The sequence below is a fragment of the Nocardioides sp. CCNWLW216 genome (assembly GCF_037120545.1).
Lineage (GTDB): Bacteria > Actinomycetota > Actinomycetes > Propionibacteriales > Nocardioidaceae > Nocardioides > Nocardioides lianchengensis.
Map to the genome: position 1 here is coordinate 515,716 of NZ_JBBBBJ010000002.1, position 14,774 is coordinate 530,489.

A 14,774-nucleotide genomic window follows, 5' to 3' on the forward strand; every position below is an offset into this window, starting at 1 on the left:
ATGTCACGACGACACCCGCGCACCCGGCGGCCTCGTCCGGACGGCCTGCACTCGGAGCCCGGCACGCTCCGGGTCGCTGCTGCCGACGATCACGCCGAGCACGACGCCGACCGGCGCGCCGACGAGGCCCTCCACTGGCTCGCCGCGCAGGAGCCCGCTCCCCACGCGCCGGTCCCGGCGGGCGCCGTACGACGACGGCACGCGCCTCACCCCGACGGCGCCATCGGCGCCGAGGGCGGCACCCTGGACACCCGGACGGAGCGTCAGATCCGGTCTTCGACGGGCACGCCCCTCGCGGCGCCGGTGCGGCGAAGCATGGAGGCGGCGTTTGGGGCCGACCTCGGGCACGTCCGGGTGCATCACGGCGCGCAGGCCGACCGGCTCTCGCGCTCGATGTCCGCGCAGGCGTTCACGACCGGCCGCGACATCTTCTTCTCCGAGGGCGCCTACGCCCCCGACAGCGCGCAGGGACGCCACGTCCTGGCCCACGAGCTCGGCCACGTCCTGCAGGGCGGCGGCGCCGTACGCCGGCTGCTGTCGATCTCGGCCCGCGACCTCGACGCCGTCGGGACGTCGGGCCCGCGGGCGATGACGTCGTCGTTCTCGAAGATCCGGGAGGGCGTCGCCGACGTGTGGCGGGCGAAGACGCCGGAGAAGCGGATGCAGTTCATGCACAAGCTGAACAACCTCTGCCTCGACTACCTCAACACCCACCAGCGCAGCGACGACCCGAAGGACGCCGAGCGGCGCCGGCTGGTCGACGCGTTGGTGGACCAGCTCACGGCCGAGCTCGCACAGGGCAGCCAGGACCAGGCCCAGGCCGACTACCTCCAGGCCGCCAGCGGCAAGGCGACCGGCGCGAAGGAGAGGTTCAACCTCAAGGCCATCACCAACGGCTCGCGCAACATCGCCGCCCGCGAGAGCTTCAACCCGGACCTGGAGGCGGCCAAGTCGGCCGGGCTGAGCAAAGCGGAGTACAGCGCCATCAGCACCTTCACGGGCATGGACTACCGCTACATCAACCCCGCCTCGGCCAACAGCGAGAGCTGGATGGGGATCACCGCGAAGAACGCCAGGGCCTCGAGGAGCGAGGTGGAGCGGAACATGTTCGCCCACGACACCCCCACCCTCGTCGAGGAGGGCACGCTGCACAGCGGGGTCGCCATGCAGGGGCTGGAGCGGATGCCCGAGTACACCGGGACCGTCTACCGCGGTCAGCCGATGGACGACAAGCAGCTCGTCGACCTGCGGCGGTCGAAGAAGTGGTCCTCCCCCTCCCTGTCCAGCGCCACCAAGTCGCAGGGCGTCGCCGAGGGCTTCGCCGTCCAGAACACCCAGGGCAAGAACAACCGGGTGATCTTCGCGATCGAGGACAGCGGCGGACGCGACATCGAGTCCTTCTCGCAGGTGAAGTCCGAGAAGGAGGTGCTGCTCCTCGCCGGCTCCCAGTACGCCGTCACGAAGGTCGAGCGGATGGACACCCCCACCCACTACGCGAAGGGACTGGCCAGCGACGGCACCGTTCCCCGCTGGTGGATCGTCCGCCTGACCTCGACCAAGAAGGGCGCCCGAGCCCCCGAGAAGGCGCCCGCGCCGTCACGGCCCGCGAGGCCCGCACCCAAGCTCCCCGGGTAGGAGTCGAACCTACGTCGCTAGTCCTGATTCAAAGTCAGGCGGGCCCTGCCGGCAGACCAACCGGGGATCGACTGGCAGGGACACCCTAGAACGACCGCCCGCTGTCCGCGGAGCCGGATAAGTTGCGAGGGTGGACCTGCCCGTGATGCCGCCCGTCCAGCCGATGCTCGCCAAGTCCGTGTCCGGGATCCCCGACCCGGCGAAGCACGGTGGGCTGAGCTTCGAGCCCAAGTGGGACGGCTTCCGCTGCCTGGTCTTCCGCGACGGCGACGAGATCGAGCTGGCGTCGCGCAACACCAAGCCGCTGACCCGCTACTTCCCCGAGGTCGTCGCGGCGATGCGGGAGCAGCTGCCGGAGCGGTGCGTGCTCGACGGCGAGCTGTTCGTCGCCATCGACCGCCGGCTCGAGTTCGAGGTGCTCCAGGAGCGGATCCACCCCGCCGCGTCGCGCATCGAGATGCTCAGCGAGAAGACGCCCGCGGGCTTCGTCGCCTTCGACCTGCTCGCCCTGGGCGACACGTCGTACGCCGACCGCCCGTTCGCCGAGCGGCGGGCCGCGCTGGAGCAGGCGCTGGCGGGCCTCTCCGGTCCGTGCCACCTCACCCGCACCACCACCGACCCGGCCGAGGCCGGCGAGTGGTTCACCCGCTTCGAGGGGGCCGGGCTCGACGGAGTGATGGCCAAGCCGCTGGGAGCGCCGTACTCCCCGAACGGCCGGACGATGCTGAAGATCAAGCACGAGCGCACCGCCGACGTGGTGCTGGCCGGCTACCGCGAGCACAAGACCAGCACCCCCGAGCGGCCGCTGATCGGCAGCCTGCTGCTGGGGCTGCAGACCGACGACGGCCTCCAGCACGTCGGGGTCAGCGCCAGCTTCACCGCGACCCGTCGCGCCGAGCTGTACGACGAGCTGCAGCCGCTGGTGTGCCCGATCGAGGAGCACCCGTGGGGCCACTGGCAGGAGTTCCTCACCGCCAACCCGGACCGGGTGCCCGGCACCCAGAGCCGCTGGAGCCAGGGCAAGGACCTGTCGTTCACGCCGCTGCGCCCCGAGCGGGTCCTGGAGGTGAAGTACGACCACATGGAGGGCCGCCGGTTCCGCCACACCGCCCACTTCAAGCGGTGGCGGCCCGACCGCGACGCGGGGTCGTGCCGCTACGACCAACTGGAGGAGCCGGTCGGCTACGACCTCCGCGAGGTCCTCGGCGGGGATCCGCAGGACTAGAGTCGGAGGCATGAACGACTACGACGTGGTGCTGCTCGTGGAGCAGGCGCTCACCCAGGCCGACGCCGCCCAGGTGCGGTCCCTGCACGAGGGTCTCGACGAGCCGGTGACCTACCACGTGCTGCTGCCGCTGGAGGACGCAGCGGCCCGAATCGAGGCCGCCATGGGCTCGCTCTCGGCCGGTGAGCTGATGGCCTCCCCCGCCGTGGCGATGTCCGACGTCGACCTCGAAGCGGTGCGCCAGGAGTGCGAGGACCGCTCCACGACCGACCTGAAGGACACGCTCGCCGCACTGACGGCCGCCGGCGCCCACGCGACCGGCCAGGTCGTCCCCGGCCCGCCGATCGAGGCGCTGGCCGCCAAGATCAAGGAGGTCGACGGCCGCGAGGCGATCATCCTGACCCGCCCGCACGTGGTGGCCGAGTTCTTCCACCTCGACTGGACCTCGCAGGCCCGCCGCAAGATCGGCGTCCCCGTCCTGCACCTGCTCGAGCACGAGAACTTCGACGAGCAGGCCGGCGGCGGCGAGGGCGTCAGCGGGCTCTGACGCCCGCCGCTGTTACCGAGTCTGTTACCGAACGCTGGAGGTCGTGTGGATCTTCCGTGGAGCACGGATCTCTAGAGTTCTACCTATCAGCGAGGCCTGGACACACGAGTACGAGCTGATGAACCGGATGGTCGGAGCTTCGGGGGGAGCGCTGGCGTACCGGACCCGCAAGGGTCGAGAGTCCATGGAATTCCGGGGGGAACTTCCACGGTTCGGGGGGACCGAGTGACTTTCGCCAGGAGCAACCCGCCCGGCGCTGTCCCGAGCAGCGCCAGGCGGGCCTTCTGCAGTTCGGGGGTCTTTCAGACCTCGCGCTTCGGGGACACGTAGTCGCTCGGCTCGTCCTCGATCATGTAGTTCGGGTCCGCCTCGATCGCCGCGACCGTCCGCTGCAGCCACTCCTCGTCGGAGGTCTCGATCTCGCGTTCGGCGAGCTGGTCGCGTAGGTAGCCCACCAGGTCCTCGGTCGCGCGTGCGTCCTTGGCGACGGACGTCGCGTCCACCGCGGCCTGCAGGTCGGAGTCGTAGACAGCCATGGCCGGGGAGTACCCACCCGACCCGTTCACGACTCGACGCGGTTGCCGTCCTCGTCCCAGTGCTCCGCGACCTTCTTGCTCGGCTGCACCCGCGGCGGCTCGCCCGGCATCTTGGGGGTGCCTCCCGCCTGAGCGTTGTGCTCTCTGACTGGGGAGGCGCAGGAGCGACGAGCGTTGTGGGTCAAGTTATCGGGCGAGTTCCGACTCTCCTGACCGACGGCTCGGACTGGTGCTGGCACACCAGCCCGGCCTAGGAACCGACCCCCCAAGGAGGGACCAGAACCATGACCGAAGCATCGCAGAAGACCGGCCCGAAGAAGAAGGACAGGAAGGTCGGCGGCGTCTACACCTACTGCCCCCCTTGGCGCGCGGACGGGCTGGCCGGACATCGGGCCGCCTATGCCGAGGGTACGAACCTCGAGGGTGCCCGGGAGCACCTCAGCATCGAGCTCGGCGGGCAGGTCGACGACATCGTCAACTACCTCGCGAAGCGCACCGATCGCCCGGGGGCCGGCGGGTGGCGCGCACAGCTCCGACGTGGCAACCCCTACGACGACGTTCCGGTCGATGGACTCAACATGACGACCGTGTTCTTCGAGCTGCACACGATCACGCCGCTCGGAGGCGAGGAGAACAAGCACGAGCGAATCAGCCTGAACCTGACTACGGCCGAGGCGCGCACGATGGCCGCACAGCTGATCCACCTGGCCGACCTCGAAGACCTCCGCGAGCGATGACCCCGCTCTTCTACCCGCCCGGCCGCTCCCCACCGTGCAGCCCGCCCATATGTGGCGGGCTGGCCCCTCGTTTCGACGCCCGCGCCGCGATACGCAGCAACCCCGACGCGGGCGTCTGCCCAACCGCTACCCACCGCCGACAGGAGCCCTCGTGGCAGCCCGTGAACAACACGTAACAACTCCCCCGACCGTCGAGATCATCGAGGTCTCCCCCGACCTTGCCGCGTCCTGGCTGCAGAAGAACCCGAACAACCGGAACCTCCGCCGCCCGGTGGTCGACTCCTACGCCCGCGACATGGAGGCGGGCAACTGGGCATTGAACGGCGAGACGATCAAGCTCGACGTCGATGGCCGGCTGCTGGATGGCCAGCACCGCCTCTCCGCGGTCATCCAGGCCGACGCCACGGTCCCGATGATCGTCGTGCGCGGCATGTCCCCCGACGTGATGCCGACGGTCGACGCAGGCGCCAAGCGGTCCTACTCGGACGCCCTGAAACTGGCGGGCGAGGAGAACACCTCGACCCTGGCCGCGGTCTGCCGTCGTGCAGTGATGTGGGAGCGCGGGATGCGGACGAACACGGGTGCGATCAAGCCGACCCCGACGGAAATGTCGGACTTCATCGATCGGCACCCGGAGATCCGCACGTCTGCCGAGCTCGCCGCCCGACTGGCGTCCCGCGAGTCACTCCCCGCGTCGGTCTACGGGCTGTGCCACTTTCTGATGGCCAAGCTCGACGCCGAGCAGGCCACCTGGTTCCTTACCCGGGTCTCCGACGGTGAGAACCTCGGCGCCAACGACCCGATCAAGCACCTGCGCGACCGGATCACCCGTCTGCGCGTGCGGGGCGGCCGCATCAACGAGACGGTCGGCCTGGCGCTGACGATCAGGGCCTGGAACGCGCACCGGTCGGGTCAGTCACGGGCAAAGCTGCAACTGCCGGCAGGCGGGCTGACGAATGAGAACTTCCCACTGCCGAAGTGAGATAGAAGCACCCACCTAGGTGGCTTCCATATCCGGCCAATTCGATGTTAGGTACGCTTCAACCGCTCGGTGACGGAATTTGTACTGACTTCCCCTGTCGATGATGCCCCGAATTGTGTCAAGGCGCTGCGCAGTTGGGCCCGCTTGTGATGCACTATCGAAGCCCATCTTGCGTGCGATCTTCGTAGCGGTGCGGTTTTCAGGAGCGATCTTCGCCATTGCCTCAACCATCTGACGCTCCCGCCCTGGGAGTCGCTCGAGGATTCTCTCCACATGCGCCGCTGCCTCAGCGCGGGCGGCGGACCATCCTTCGCGCACTTCGGACAGCGTTATGACTGGCCCGTCGCCCGCGTACCAGGCCCGCTCACCCGCAAGTTGAAACAAGAACGGTTCTCCCCGACACAGCCGAACGATCTCATCGGCCGCCGCAGGTTCCATGCCTACCAGTCCAGTTCCGCCTTGATCGCCAGGGACGGTCCACCCAGGCGATATGAACTCCTGCAGAGCCATACGAAGGTCGTCGTCGTCGATCGGGGCGAGTGTGGTTGTCATAAAGCGCCGCGCAAAAGTGGCGCCCTTTCTCGCTCCCGCCATGTCTGCGAACTCGGGCAGACCAGTCAGATATACCGCGATTGGCAGGACCCGCCGGAAAATCACCCCGCCGGGCGCTTCCACGTCGATCTCATACGCAATCGCATCACCGAGACACACCAGAAGTTGGGAGAGTGTCTCCTCACTGGTGATGTTCTGAACTTCGTCGATATGAATCAAGACAGCAACATCTCTGCCAATTGCCGCCTGCCCTATCTCAATTAATAGATCAGTCAAAGCCGTATAGGGCTCGGGACCCTCTCCGCGATCCAGCGTAAGCGAGATTCCGCTCGCCGCGACCGCGCGAACTCGGTCCAGCAGATCCTTAATTCGTCGATCCCGCGCCGCCGCAAGCCCAGCCTTGTCTGCCAGGATCAACATCGCCGAGGCGACTGCCTTGAGTGGGTCAGCCCCCATCGGGATCCGCAGCTGGGGCGTCACCCAATCACCACTGGATTCGGCCATTGCTGCGATTCGACGCACCAAGGTGGACTTGCCCAGACCAGCCTCGCCAAGGATGGTCCGCCCTCGCTCGGACAGACCAGCGACTCGGCGAGGTCGGACAACCGCATCCCAGTCCCTCAGTTGAGCTACCCGACCCGCCCAGATCTGTGGGACCGTGTCTGACCCAGGCGTAAACGGATTGTCCAGCGCAGTCCTCATGCTGATAACTTTATCAGAGTCGGCGGGTCGATGATAAAGTTATCGCGAAGGTCAATGAGGCCACGCAGACTGGAACTTACGCACGGACTCCAGCGACAGCGACGCCTTCGTGCGACGAACGGCCCGACGCTGGATCTACCGGCGGTCACGGCACGCCTGATTGTCTCGGCACTGCAGCCGAAGATCCGAACTGCCTCGACGTGCGAGACCCACTGGTCGCGTTCGCGCGCATACTCGTGGGCCTCGGCCTCGCGGACCCACCAGCGGACCCCAACCTTCCGCGCCTCGAGTCGTCCCTGCCGTGCGAGGTAGACGACGTGGTCCGAGTGCGCGTACCCGAGCCGCTCGGCGGCTTCGGTCGCTTGGATCCAGCCCTCGGGCTCGGGTGGACGGATGCGGCGGGCCTCGCGGTCCTGGCGGCGCTCCTGCAGTCCCGCTATGCGTTCGCGCCACCAACCGGCGAACTCCTCGACGGACTCACGCTGCAGGCTGCCGCCGCGGCGCCCCTGACCTGGCCGGCGCACAATCCGACCAGTCCGGACGTAGTGCTCGACCGTGGGGACCGGGCAGCCGACGAGCTCAGCAGCTTGGGGCCAGGTCAGCCAGTCCGGAGTCTCGTTCACAATCCTGATTGTGGATCAGATGCGTAAAGACGGACCACCTTACTACCCGTCGCCGGGTCGCCCCGGGCATAACTCGACCCCGCCCACAAGATTGTGGACGGGGTCGAGTTCGAGTTTAGAACTGACCGGACTGCCAGGTCGTCTCTCCGCTCGCGCTGCCCGAGCCGGACCAGTAGAGCTTCCAGACGAAGTTCCCGTTCTCGACGAACGGAATATAGCTGGTGTCCATGTCGTGGCAGTTGGGGTCGTCGTTTCCGCCGAGGTCGGTGATAACCACTCGCCCTCCCGCAGAGTCGATTACGAGGGTCGCCTGCGCGCCTGACGTTCCGTTGTAGGCGCGGGTGCAGAACCGATTTTCCGCATCGTTGTACTGAGCGTGAGCCTTCCAGACGCCGTCCTTCCAGACGGTTAGCGGGTCGGCGGCAGCCATTGCTGGACCCTGGAGGGCGAAGACAGCAGCGCCAGCCGATCCAATTGCAATCGCAGCCCGAGCCACGTTCCGAGTGAAGTGCATTAGCAACTCCTTTGTTGGGGGAGTTGCAAGATTCATCACTGCGGAACCACTGCGCAAGATGCAGCACCCAAGCGTCGACAATCGTTCAGGTTCCGACTAGACCACAGGCTCGATTATCGAACGATTCTGCAAAGAGTCTTGGTCACCGGGACGGGTGGCCGGGTCCCATGGTTGGAGGCCTGGTATGGCCCACTACCGAAACTAGTGCTGATTTTGGCCCATCCGCCACACGACCTCGGCCGCCGCATGCCCGTTTTCCTCGTCGGTGCCGCTGGCCGCGACCAAGAGCCGGGAGGCCTTCTCGCCGACCCAAGCCTTGACCGGGTCGGCCTGCCAGGCGCCGAGCATCGCGGCGGCGGTTTCCGAGAGCAGGTCGACCCGCAGAACTGGCGCACGTCCCTTGACCCGCTCGGTGGCGATCTCAACCAACTCGGCCACAGCGACGTCGGCCGAACTCTTCGCGTGCACGTGGCGGGTGGCGGTCCCGTGCAGCCGCGCCATCGTCACGCGGTCGGGGCTCGGGTTGTGTCGCGGCATAGTCAGCCTCGGTTGACCTGGACGCTGAGGAGTCGGTGGCCCGCGGGCACCTCGGCGCGGACAACGGCCATGCAGGCGTCGTACTCGGGGCGCTCGACGTCGTAGACCGTGCCGCGCACATTCGGGTCGTCGATGGGCCGGGTCGTCGCACGCATGATCACCCCGGCAACCTAGTCGAACACGTGTTCGACCGCCATTCCCCGACCGAGAGTGCTAGTCGTCGTTCGCCGCAGGCGGAAGGTCGGCTGGCGCCGAACCTGTGCCCTCCGTTCTTCTCTGCCGCGAGGGCCTCCAGCGACCCACAGGTTCAGCGGCAGCTGCGGCGACGACGCGCGCTGGCGGGGGACGGAGCTGCCGCCCAACGATGCCTAGGGGGGTCCATGCTCCGCCGGCCGGCAAGTAGAACAGATCGATTCCGCCAGCGCGTTTGATGCCTCCCACCAATGCGCCTCCCTCGTAGAGGGTCGGCGCGACAGACAACGATTCACGCAGGTCCCAAACGGTGTCGGTGCGTGCGAGGCAGGCTGAAGGTTGCTCCTCCAGCACCCACTGTTGCAAAGCCGCGTGAGCTGGGCCGGCAACAGAACGGTGAAGTTCGTCGTAGGAAATGGGTGCGTCAACGTGCAGGACCACACCTGGCAGCGCGAGGATCTTGCAGCCGGACAGGGGTGCGGTGAAAAAGAGCTCGCCAGTATCTAGTTCATCAATCTCGAACACCGTGGTTCCGCCGCTACGCCACGGCAGCCACCCCACTCGCATCGCGTCTTCGTCGTAGTTTTGGCTGATGACGGCTTCGTTGCCATCCATCGTGATCGTCACCCCGTAGGGACGAGACGAGAGATCCCTCAGCGCGTCGAGGTTCACACCCAGGTTCCCGCCGGTGGCCATCGAAACTCGCAGTTGAGCGGCGACGCCGGCCACGGGGGAAGGCGCAGGTTGTGCGGCTTCTTCATCTGCCTCCATCATCCGACGGATGGAGGCACCATCCATGTGGTCATCGCGTCGTCCGGTCGCGCCACTGCTGGGTGTCAGGCGGGCGAGCATTGCGGCGTCCGAGGTGGGCGCCCGGTGTCCTGGGTGGATTGCTCCTACCGGCGTGAGGCGATGGAGGTCGAACGGGTCTTCCGGTCTGCTCGTCGAGCCGGCCGACAGTCGCATAGGTTCTGGGTCCGCGCATCCCGATGTCGACACAGGAAGCGGTGCGGGGGCAGCTGGTGTGGCAGTCGCTGTCGGAACGTGGGGCGTTGTCGCTGCTGTTTGAGGACTACGCGTCGCCGGCGCTCTCTCCACCTGTCGGAGCATAATTCGGCCGGGGGCGTCATCGGTCTGATTCGACAAATCCGCCGCTGGCCTGCGTGACGAGGACAAGCACCGGGTCATGCGGATTGGCCTCGGGTGGGGCGTACTTGCCTTCCCAGACGGGACAGACGTGATCGAGCAGCTCGGGCTCAGCATCACCGGCCTACTGGGCCGATCAGTCGTGGAACAGTGTGACCCTGACACGCGACATCTCGACGTAGTGCGCCGACGCTTCACGGGTGGTGATCGAGAGGTTGCAGGTCGCCGTGCCGTTCGTGAACGTGGACCCAACCTTGCGCGCCATCACTTGGTCGTCCTCCAGAATGAGCAGCTCTTTGGTGGGCGGAATCAGGATCAGCGACAGGTTCCGGCGTCGTGACTGTTCTCCACATGATCGCAGGTCGTAGTTCTCCCTCGCTGCTCGTGGCATGCGTGACCGACGGCGAGATTTTGTAGCGCGGAAACCCCACCAAGAGACCCTCAGGGGTGTCCACCAAATCGAGGAGACTGCAACGCTGCTTGGAAAAGCATCGATAGGTGACCAGACGGTGAGCATGAAGCTCTCCGCTGGCTTTCAGAGCTCCGTAGATTGCCGACGCGAGTTCGGTGCGTGCCCGACTTGATCGAAGAGCTTCGAGAAGTGGATCCGCACTGCGGTTGCTCATACTCGGTCACCGCGGCGAAGTCGTTGTGCCGCTGCCTTCGCTCGTGCGTCTGCGGCCGAGGCGCCATATCGCTCCAGCATCACGTCCGAGGACCAGCCGGCTAGCCGCTTCAAGTCACGCTCCTGCCCGCCATTCATCAGGAAGTCATGCGCCCACGTGTGCCGGAAGCGGTGCGGGTGAAGGTCTTCGATACCCGCCTGCTGCCCGCGGACCTTCATGCGCTCGCGGGCACCATCCGGCGTCATGGCGCCGCGTTGGGTCAGGAAAAGGGCGTCCAGGTGCGCCCAGCGGTGGCCTCTTCGCGCGCGGATGTATCGGTCGAGCGCGCGCGTGGTGCGGGCCCCAAAGTAGATGGGGCGGATCTTGCTGCCCTTGCCTCGCACTAGGGCCATGCCCTGGTCAAGGTCAACGTCAGCGGACAGCCCGCATAGCTCCGAGATGCGCAGGCCGCAGTCGAGAAGCAGCCGGATCATGGCTTCGTCGCGTCGGTCGGCGAAGTCTTTGCCGGCGCAGGCCTTCAGGAGAGCTGACAACTCGGCGTCGTCCAGGATGGGAACCGGCTTGTCGTTGAGCTCGGGCGGTGACAGCGTCTTCATCGGGTTCTCGTCAAGCTCGTCCTCGTCGACCAGCCACCCGCAGAAGCGGAATAGGCCGCGGTAGCGGATCTTCACGGTCGAGGGTTCGTTCACCTCGACGAGCTGGGCCAACCACTCACGGATAGCTGGTCGGTTGAGCTCGTCGAGGTCAGCTGGTCGCCCCTGCGCCTCCAACCACCCGGAGAAGAAGTTGATCGCCTGACCGTAGATCTTGATCGTGCGTTCGGACTTGCCCTCGGCTCGCAGGTGGCGAGCGAAGGAGCGATGAAGATCTTCGATGCGGGCGGTCACGTAGTTGTCGAGTCTCTGTCGTAGAGCACCCGATTCACCTTGGTGTGTAGTTCACGGCTGAGGCGGTCGAGGTCCCGCAGTTGCCCCTGGAGAGCAGCCGACTCGGCCTGCAGCCGCGTGGCCTGTGCGTGCAGCGCGCGACGAGCCACCCACCATCCTCCGAACATCAGGAACAGGCTCAGCACGTACACGAAAGCCGCAAGAACGATGTGCACATTCGCGTCATTCAGACCAATGCTCAGGGAGGCACCGAGGAAGACCGAACTGGCTGTCGCCGTGAGGCCGCTGAGCGCAACGCCGCGAGCTTCGCCCTGTGGCGCAACCGAATCCATACCTACTAGGTTATCCATTGAGTGAGCGTGGTGCTACCTCATCCACGCGGCGTCGTACCATCGTTTTCCCAGTTCAGAGCGTTCTTCCGACTTGGTTGGACTCTTGGCGGCTCGCCCGGCATCTTGGGGTAGTCGGGCGGGAAGTTGAGCTCGACCGCCCCCTGCTCCTCCCACAGGTCCAGCAGCGGCTGGAGGGAGTACGACGTGTCGTCGATCGCCGCCCAGGCGTCGCCGCTGTCGGCGAGCCGCTCGGGGACCGTGAAAAGGTTGAGGTCCTGAGGGCCGGTCAGCTCGGCCAGCTCCGCCCAGCTCACCGGCGTCGAGACCGGGGCGCCCGGGATCGGCCGCAGCGAGTACGCCGAGGCCATCGTCCGGTCGCGGTTGTTCTGGTTGAAGTCGACGAAGATCCGCTCCCCGCGCTCCTCCTTCCACCACTCGACGGTGACGCCGTCGTCGCGCGCGGCGAGCGCGCGGCCGAAGGCGATCGCCGCGTGGCGCACGTCGACGAACTCCCAGCGCGGCTCGATCCGGACGAAGACGTGCACGCCGCGGTTGCCGGAGGTCTTCGGGTAGCCGACCATCCCCAGCTCCTCGAGCAGCTCCTTCGCGACGCCGGCCACCCGGACCGCGTCGCCGAAACTGGTGCCGGGCTGGGGGTCGAGGTCGATCCGCAGCTCGTCGGGCCGGTCGACGTCGGCCCGTCGCACCGGCCAGGGGTGGAAGGTGAGCGTGCCCATGTGGGCGCACCAAACCGGTACGGCGATCTCCGTCGGGCAGATCTCCTCGGCCGTCCGGCCGGACGGGAAGGTGATGCCGACGGTCTCCAGGTAGTCGGGCGCGCCCTTCGGCACCCGCTTCTGGTAGAACGCGTCGGCGTCCTTGTCCTGCGGCCCCGTGGCCAGCTTCATGCCCGGCCGCACCCCCGACGTCCACCGCTCCAGCGCGGTCGGGCGGTCGCGCAGGGCCCGCATCAGGCCGTCCTCGACGCTCGCGAAGTACTCGGCGACCATCAGCTTGGTCACCTCGGGCGTCCGCTCGGTCGCCTCGTAGATCACCCGGTCCGGACTCGACACGCGGACGGCGCGACCGCCCGCCTCGACCTCTGCCGCCGGAGCCTTCGCCATGCCCCGACCCTAGGCCGTCGAACCCCTCCGGTGGTCGAGCAGTGGAGGACGAAGTCCTGAGCGTGTCGAAACCCGCCTTGCCGACCGCCGACCCCGATCGAGGTCACTTCTCGGGTGCGGGGGTTTCGACACGGTCGCTAGCGCGACCTGCTCAACCACCGGCAGCACCGCCGGTACGACCGGTAGCACCGGCGGCGCCACCAGCCGGTGGTTGAGCAGCGAGGCCGCGCTAGCGGGTGAGCGTGTCGAAACCCCCGCAGCGCGCCAGCGACCTCAGCCACCGGAGTCGGCGGACAGCAGCGAGTTGGGCTGGAAGGTGGGGCGGCGGTCGTCGTCCTCCTTGGCGGCGCGGACGAACTCGAAGCCGGCGGTGAGGACGACCTGCCAGGCCGGGTCGGCGGCCGTCGTACGGCGGTGGGCGTCGGCGCAACCGGCGTGCATGGGCGGCAGGTGCAGGGCGTTGCGGGCGATCTCGTCGGGCGTGCCCAGGAACGCGACCGGCCGGCCGAGCGGCTCGGCGCAGACCCCGCAGATCCGGCTGAGCGCGCACTGGGTCACCCAGCGCTTGGCGCCGACGTCCTCGACGACGGCGTTCACGACGCCCGCCGCATCCAGCCGCCCAGTTCCGTACGACGGGGCGGCCGCTCGGCGTCCGACCTCCGCTTGCGGTCGCGGGACGGGGTGGGCGGCTCGGGCTGGTCGCTCGACGTCCACGAGTTCGGCACCGAGAGCTTGATGATCGTGCGCAGCGCCTGGCCGTACTGCCGGTGCAGCGGGCCGGTCGTGTAGGGCAGGTCGTACTTGTCGCAGAGCTCGCGGACCCGCACCGAGATCTCGGCGTACCGATTGGACGGGAGGTCGGGGAACAGGTGGTGCTCGATCTGGAAGCCGAGGTTGCCGGACAGGATGTGCAGCAGCGGGCCGCCCTGGAAGTTGGCGGCGCCGAGGACCTGGCGCAGGTACCACTCCGCGCGGGTCTCGTCCTCGATCTCCTCCTCGGTGAAGTGCATCGCCCCGTCGGGGAAGTGGCCGCAGAAGATGATCACGTAGGACCACAGGTTCCGGCTCAGGTTGGCCGTCGCGTTGGCGACCATGACCTGCTTCCAGCGCGGACCGGACAGCGCCGGGTAGACGACGTAGTCCTTGACGATCTGGTTGCGGCCCTTGCGGAAGATCTGCCCGAGCTGGCGCTTCATCTCCTTCGGGTCCTTCTCGCCCTTGCGGATCCGCTCGATGTCGAGGTCGTGCAGCGCGACGCCCCACTGGAAGAGCGTGGCGAGCGCGGCGTTGTAGACCGGCTGCCCGAGGTTGAACGGCGACCACTTCTGCTCGCGGGCCATCCGCAGGATGCCGTAGCCGATGTCGTTGTCGTAGCCGAGCACGTTGGTGAACTGGTGGTGCACGTAGTTGTGGCTGTGCTTCCACTGCTCGGCCGGCTGGGCGGTGTCCCACTCCCAGTTGGAGGAGTGGATCTCGGGGTCGTTCATCCAGTCCCACTGGCCGTGCATGACGTTGTGGCCGATCTCCATGTTCTCGAGGATCTTGGCCAGCCCCAGCAGTACGGCGCCCGCCGCGACCGCCGGCTTCTCGGCCCGCGGCGCCCAGCGCGCGCCCCAGGTGCCCGCGAGCATCGAGACCCGGCCCGCGGCGGCCAGCCCGCGCTGCACCTTGATCATCCGGTTGATGTAGGCCGCGTCCTTCGCGCCGCGCGAGTCCTCGACCTCGGCGCGGATCGCGTCGAGCTCGCGGCCGATCTGCTCCACCTCCTCGTCGGTGAGGTGGGTGTACTCCTGGACGTCGCTGATCGCCATGGCGTCAGGTCTCCTTTCGTCTCACGGGGTGTCGAGACGGTCGCTGCTCGACCTCCTCCACCACCG

The 14,774-nt window shown here is 67.4% G+C and carries 18 protein-coding genes and 1 tRNA gene; 5 read left to right on the forward strand and 14 right to left on the reverse strand.

Translation table 11 applies throughout. The features are described 5' to 3' along the window. Positions 1–1,635 carry an eCIS core domain-containing protein gene (locus V7S47_RS06945; RefSeq protein ID WP_336560886.1) on the forward strand — a complete coding sequence of 545 codons (1,635 nt, stop codon included), beginning with the start codon at positions 1–3 and terminating at the stop codon, positions 1,633–1,635. On the opposite strand, the gene V7S47_RS06950 is transcribed toward V7S47_RS06945, so the two are convergent. Continuing rightward, positions 1,624–1,702: transfer RNA gene (locus V7S47_RS06950), tRNA-Gln, on the reverse strand. The two genes, V7S47_RS06945 and V7S47_RS06950, sit on opposite strands and share 12 nt — an antisense overlap. A 63-nt stretch (positions 1,703–1,765) precedes the next feature. On the opposite strand from V7S47_RS06950, the gene V7S47_RS06955 reads away from it, so the two are divergent. Further along, positions 1,766–2,860: an ATP-dependent DNA ligase gene (locus tag V7S47_RS06955; RefSeq protein ID WP_336560887.1), complete on the forward strand. Its 1,095-nt coding sequence runs from the start codon at positions 1,766–1,768 to the stop codon at positions 2,858–2,860. Positions 2,861–2,870: 10 nt separating this feature from the next. Then, complete coding sequence (locus tag V7S47_RS06960; protein WP_336560888.1) at positions 2,871–3,407, forward strand: hypothetical protein; 537 nt, start codon at positions 2,871–2,873, stop codon at positions 3,405–3,407. A 302-nt stretch (positions 3,408–3,709) separates the two neighbouring features. On the opposite strand, the gene V7S47_RS06965 is transcribed toward V7S47_RS06960, so the two are convergent. Continuing rightward, positions 3,710–3,943 carry a hypothetical protein gene (locus tag V7S47_RS06965; RefSeq protein ID WP_139175617.1) on the reverse strand — a complete coding sequence of 78 codons (234 nt, stop codon included), beginning with the start codon at positions 3,941–3,943 and terminating at the stop codon, positions 3,710–3,712. A 284-nt stretch (positions 3,944–4,227) separates the two neighbouring features. Between V7S47_RS06965 and V7S47_RS06970 the strand changes: the two genes are divergently transcribed. Beyond that, a complete protein-coding gene (locus V7S47_RS06970) occupies positions 4,228–4,680 on the forward strand; it encodes a hypothetical protein (RefSeq protein ID WP_336560889.1) in 453 nt (150 codons plus the stop codon). A gap of 151 nt (positions 4,681–4,831) precedes the next feature. Continuing rightward, entirely contained in the window at positions 4,832–5,662 is an 831-nt protein-coding gene (locus V7S47_RS06975; protein ID WP_336560890.1) for a hypothetical protein, read from the forward strand. A gap of 15 nt (positions 5,663–5,677) precedes the next feature. Here V7S47_RS06975 and V7S47_RS06980 read toward each other — a convergent pair whose 3' ends face one another. The 12 genes from V7S47_RS06980 to V7S47_RS07035 all read right to left on the reverse strand — a co-directional run bounded on the left by V7S47_RS06980 (position 5,678) and on the right by V7S47_RS07035 (position 14,708). Next, positions 5,678–6,718 (reverse strand): ATP-binding protein, encoded by a 1,041-nt coding sequence (locus V7S47_RS06980; protein WP_336560891.1) that lies wholly within the window; start codon positions 6,716–6,718, stop codon positions 5,678–5,680. Between the two features lie 194 nt (positions 6,719–6,912). Beyond that, the gene (locus V7S47_RS06985) at positions 6,913–7,539 is read right to left on the reverse strand and encodes a hypothetical protein (RefSeq protein WP_336560892.1); all 627 of its coding nucleotides are present in this window, start codon (positions 7,537–7,539) and stop codon (positions 6,913–6,915) included. Between the two features lie 115 nt (positions 7,540–7,654). Continuing rightward, positions 7,655–7,969 carry a hypothetical protein gene (locus tag V7S47_RS06990; protein WP_336560893.1) on the reverse strand — a complete coding sequence of 105 codons (315 nt, stop codon included), beginning with the start codon at positions 7,967–7,969 and terminating at the stop codon, positions 7,655–7,657. Positions 7,970–8,254: 285 nt separating this feature from the next. Further along, positions 8,255–8,590: a hypothetical protein gene (locus tag V7S47_RS06995; RefSeq protein ID WP_336560894.1), complete on the reverse strand. Its 336-nt coding sequence runs from the start codon at positions 8,588–8,590 to the stop codon at positions 8,255–8,257. A 2-nt stretch (positions 8,591–8,592) separates the two neighbouring features. After that, a complete protein-coding gene (locus tag V7S47_RS07000) occupies positions 8,593–8,751 on the reverse strand; it encodes a hypothetical protein (RefSeq protein ID WP_336560895.1) in 159 nt (52 codons plus the stop codon). Between the two features lie 52 nt (positions 8,752–8,803). Continuing rightward, complete coding sequence (locus V7S47_RS07005; RefSeq protein WP_336560896.1) at positions 8,804–9,634, reverse strand: BLF1 family deaminating toxin; 831 nt, start codon at positions 9,632–9,634, stop codon at positions 8,804–8,806. Positions 9,635–10,064: 430 nt separating this feature from the next. Continuing rightward, complete coding sequence (locus V7S47_RS07010; protein WP_336560897.1) at positions 10,065–10,319, reverse strand: hypothetical protein; 255 nt, start codon at positions 10,317–10,319, stop codon at positions 10,065–10,067. Positions 10,320–10,550: 231 nt separating this feature from the next. Beyond that, positions 10,551–11,441, reverse strand: a complete 891-nt coding sequence (locus V7S47_RS07015) for a tyrosine-type recombinase/integrase (RefSeq protein WP_336560898.1) — start codon at positions 11,439–11,441, stop codon at positions 10,551–10,553. After that, the gene (locus V7S47_RS07020) at positions 11,438–11,773 is read right to left on the reverse strand and encodes a hypothetical protein (protein ID WP_336560899.1); all 336 of its coding nucleotides are present in this window, start codon (positions 11,771–11,773) and stop codon (positions 11,438–11,440) included. The genes V7S47_RS07015 and V7S47_RS07020 overlap by 4 nt, the downstream gene beginning before the upstream one ends. A 38-nt stretch (positions 11,774–11,811) precedes the next feature. Beyond that, positions 11,812–12,897: a DNA polymerase domain-containing protein gene (locus V7S47_RS07025; RefSeq protein WP_336560900.1), complete on the reverse strand. Its 1,086-nt coding sequence runs from the start codon at positions 12,895–12,897 to the stop codon at positions 11,812–11,814. Positions 12,898–13,170: 273 nt separating this feature from the next. Next, the gene (locus V7S47_RS07030; protein WP_336560901.1) at positions 13,171–13,494 is read right to left on the reverse strand and encodes a hypothetical protein; all 324 of its coding nucleotides are present in this window, start codon (positions 13,492–13,494) and stop codon (positions 13,171–13,173) included. Beyond that, positions 13,491–14,708 carry a fatty acid desaturase family protein gene (locus V7S47_RS07035; protein WP_336560902.1) on the reverse strand — a complete coding sequence of 406 codons (1,218 nt, stop codon included), beginning with the start codon at positions 14,706–14,708 and terminating at the stop codon, positions 13,491–13,493. Before V7S47_RS07035 ends, V7S47_RS07030 begins: the two co-directional genes overlap by 4 nt. Positions 14,709–14,774: the final 66 nt, after the last annotated feature.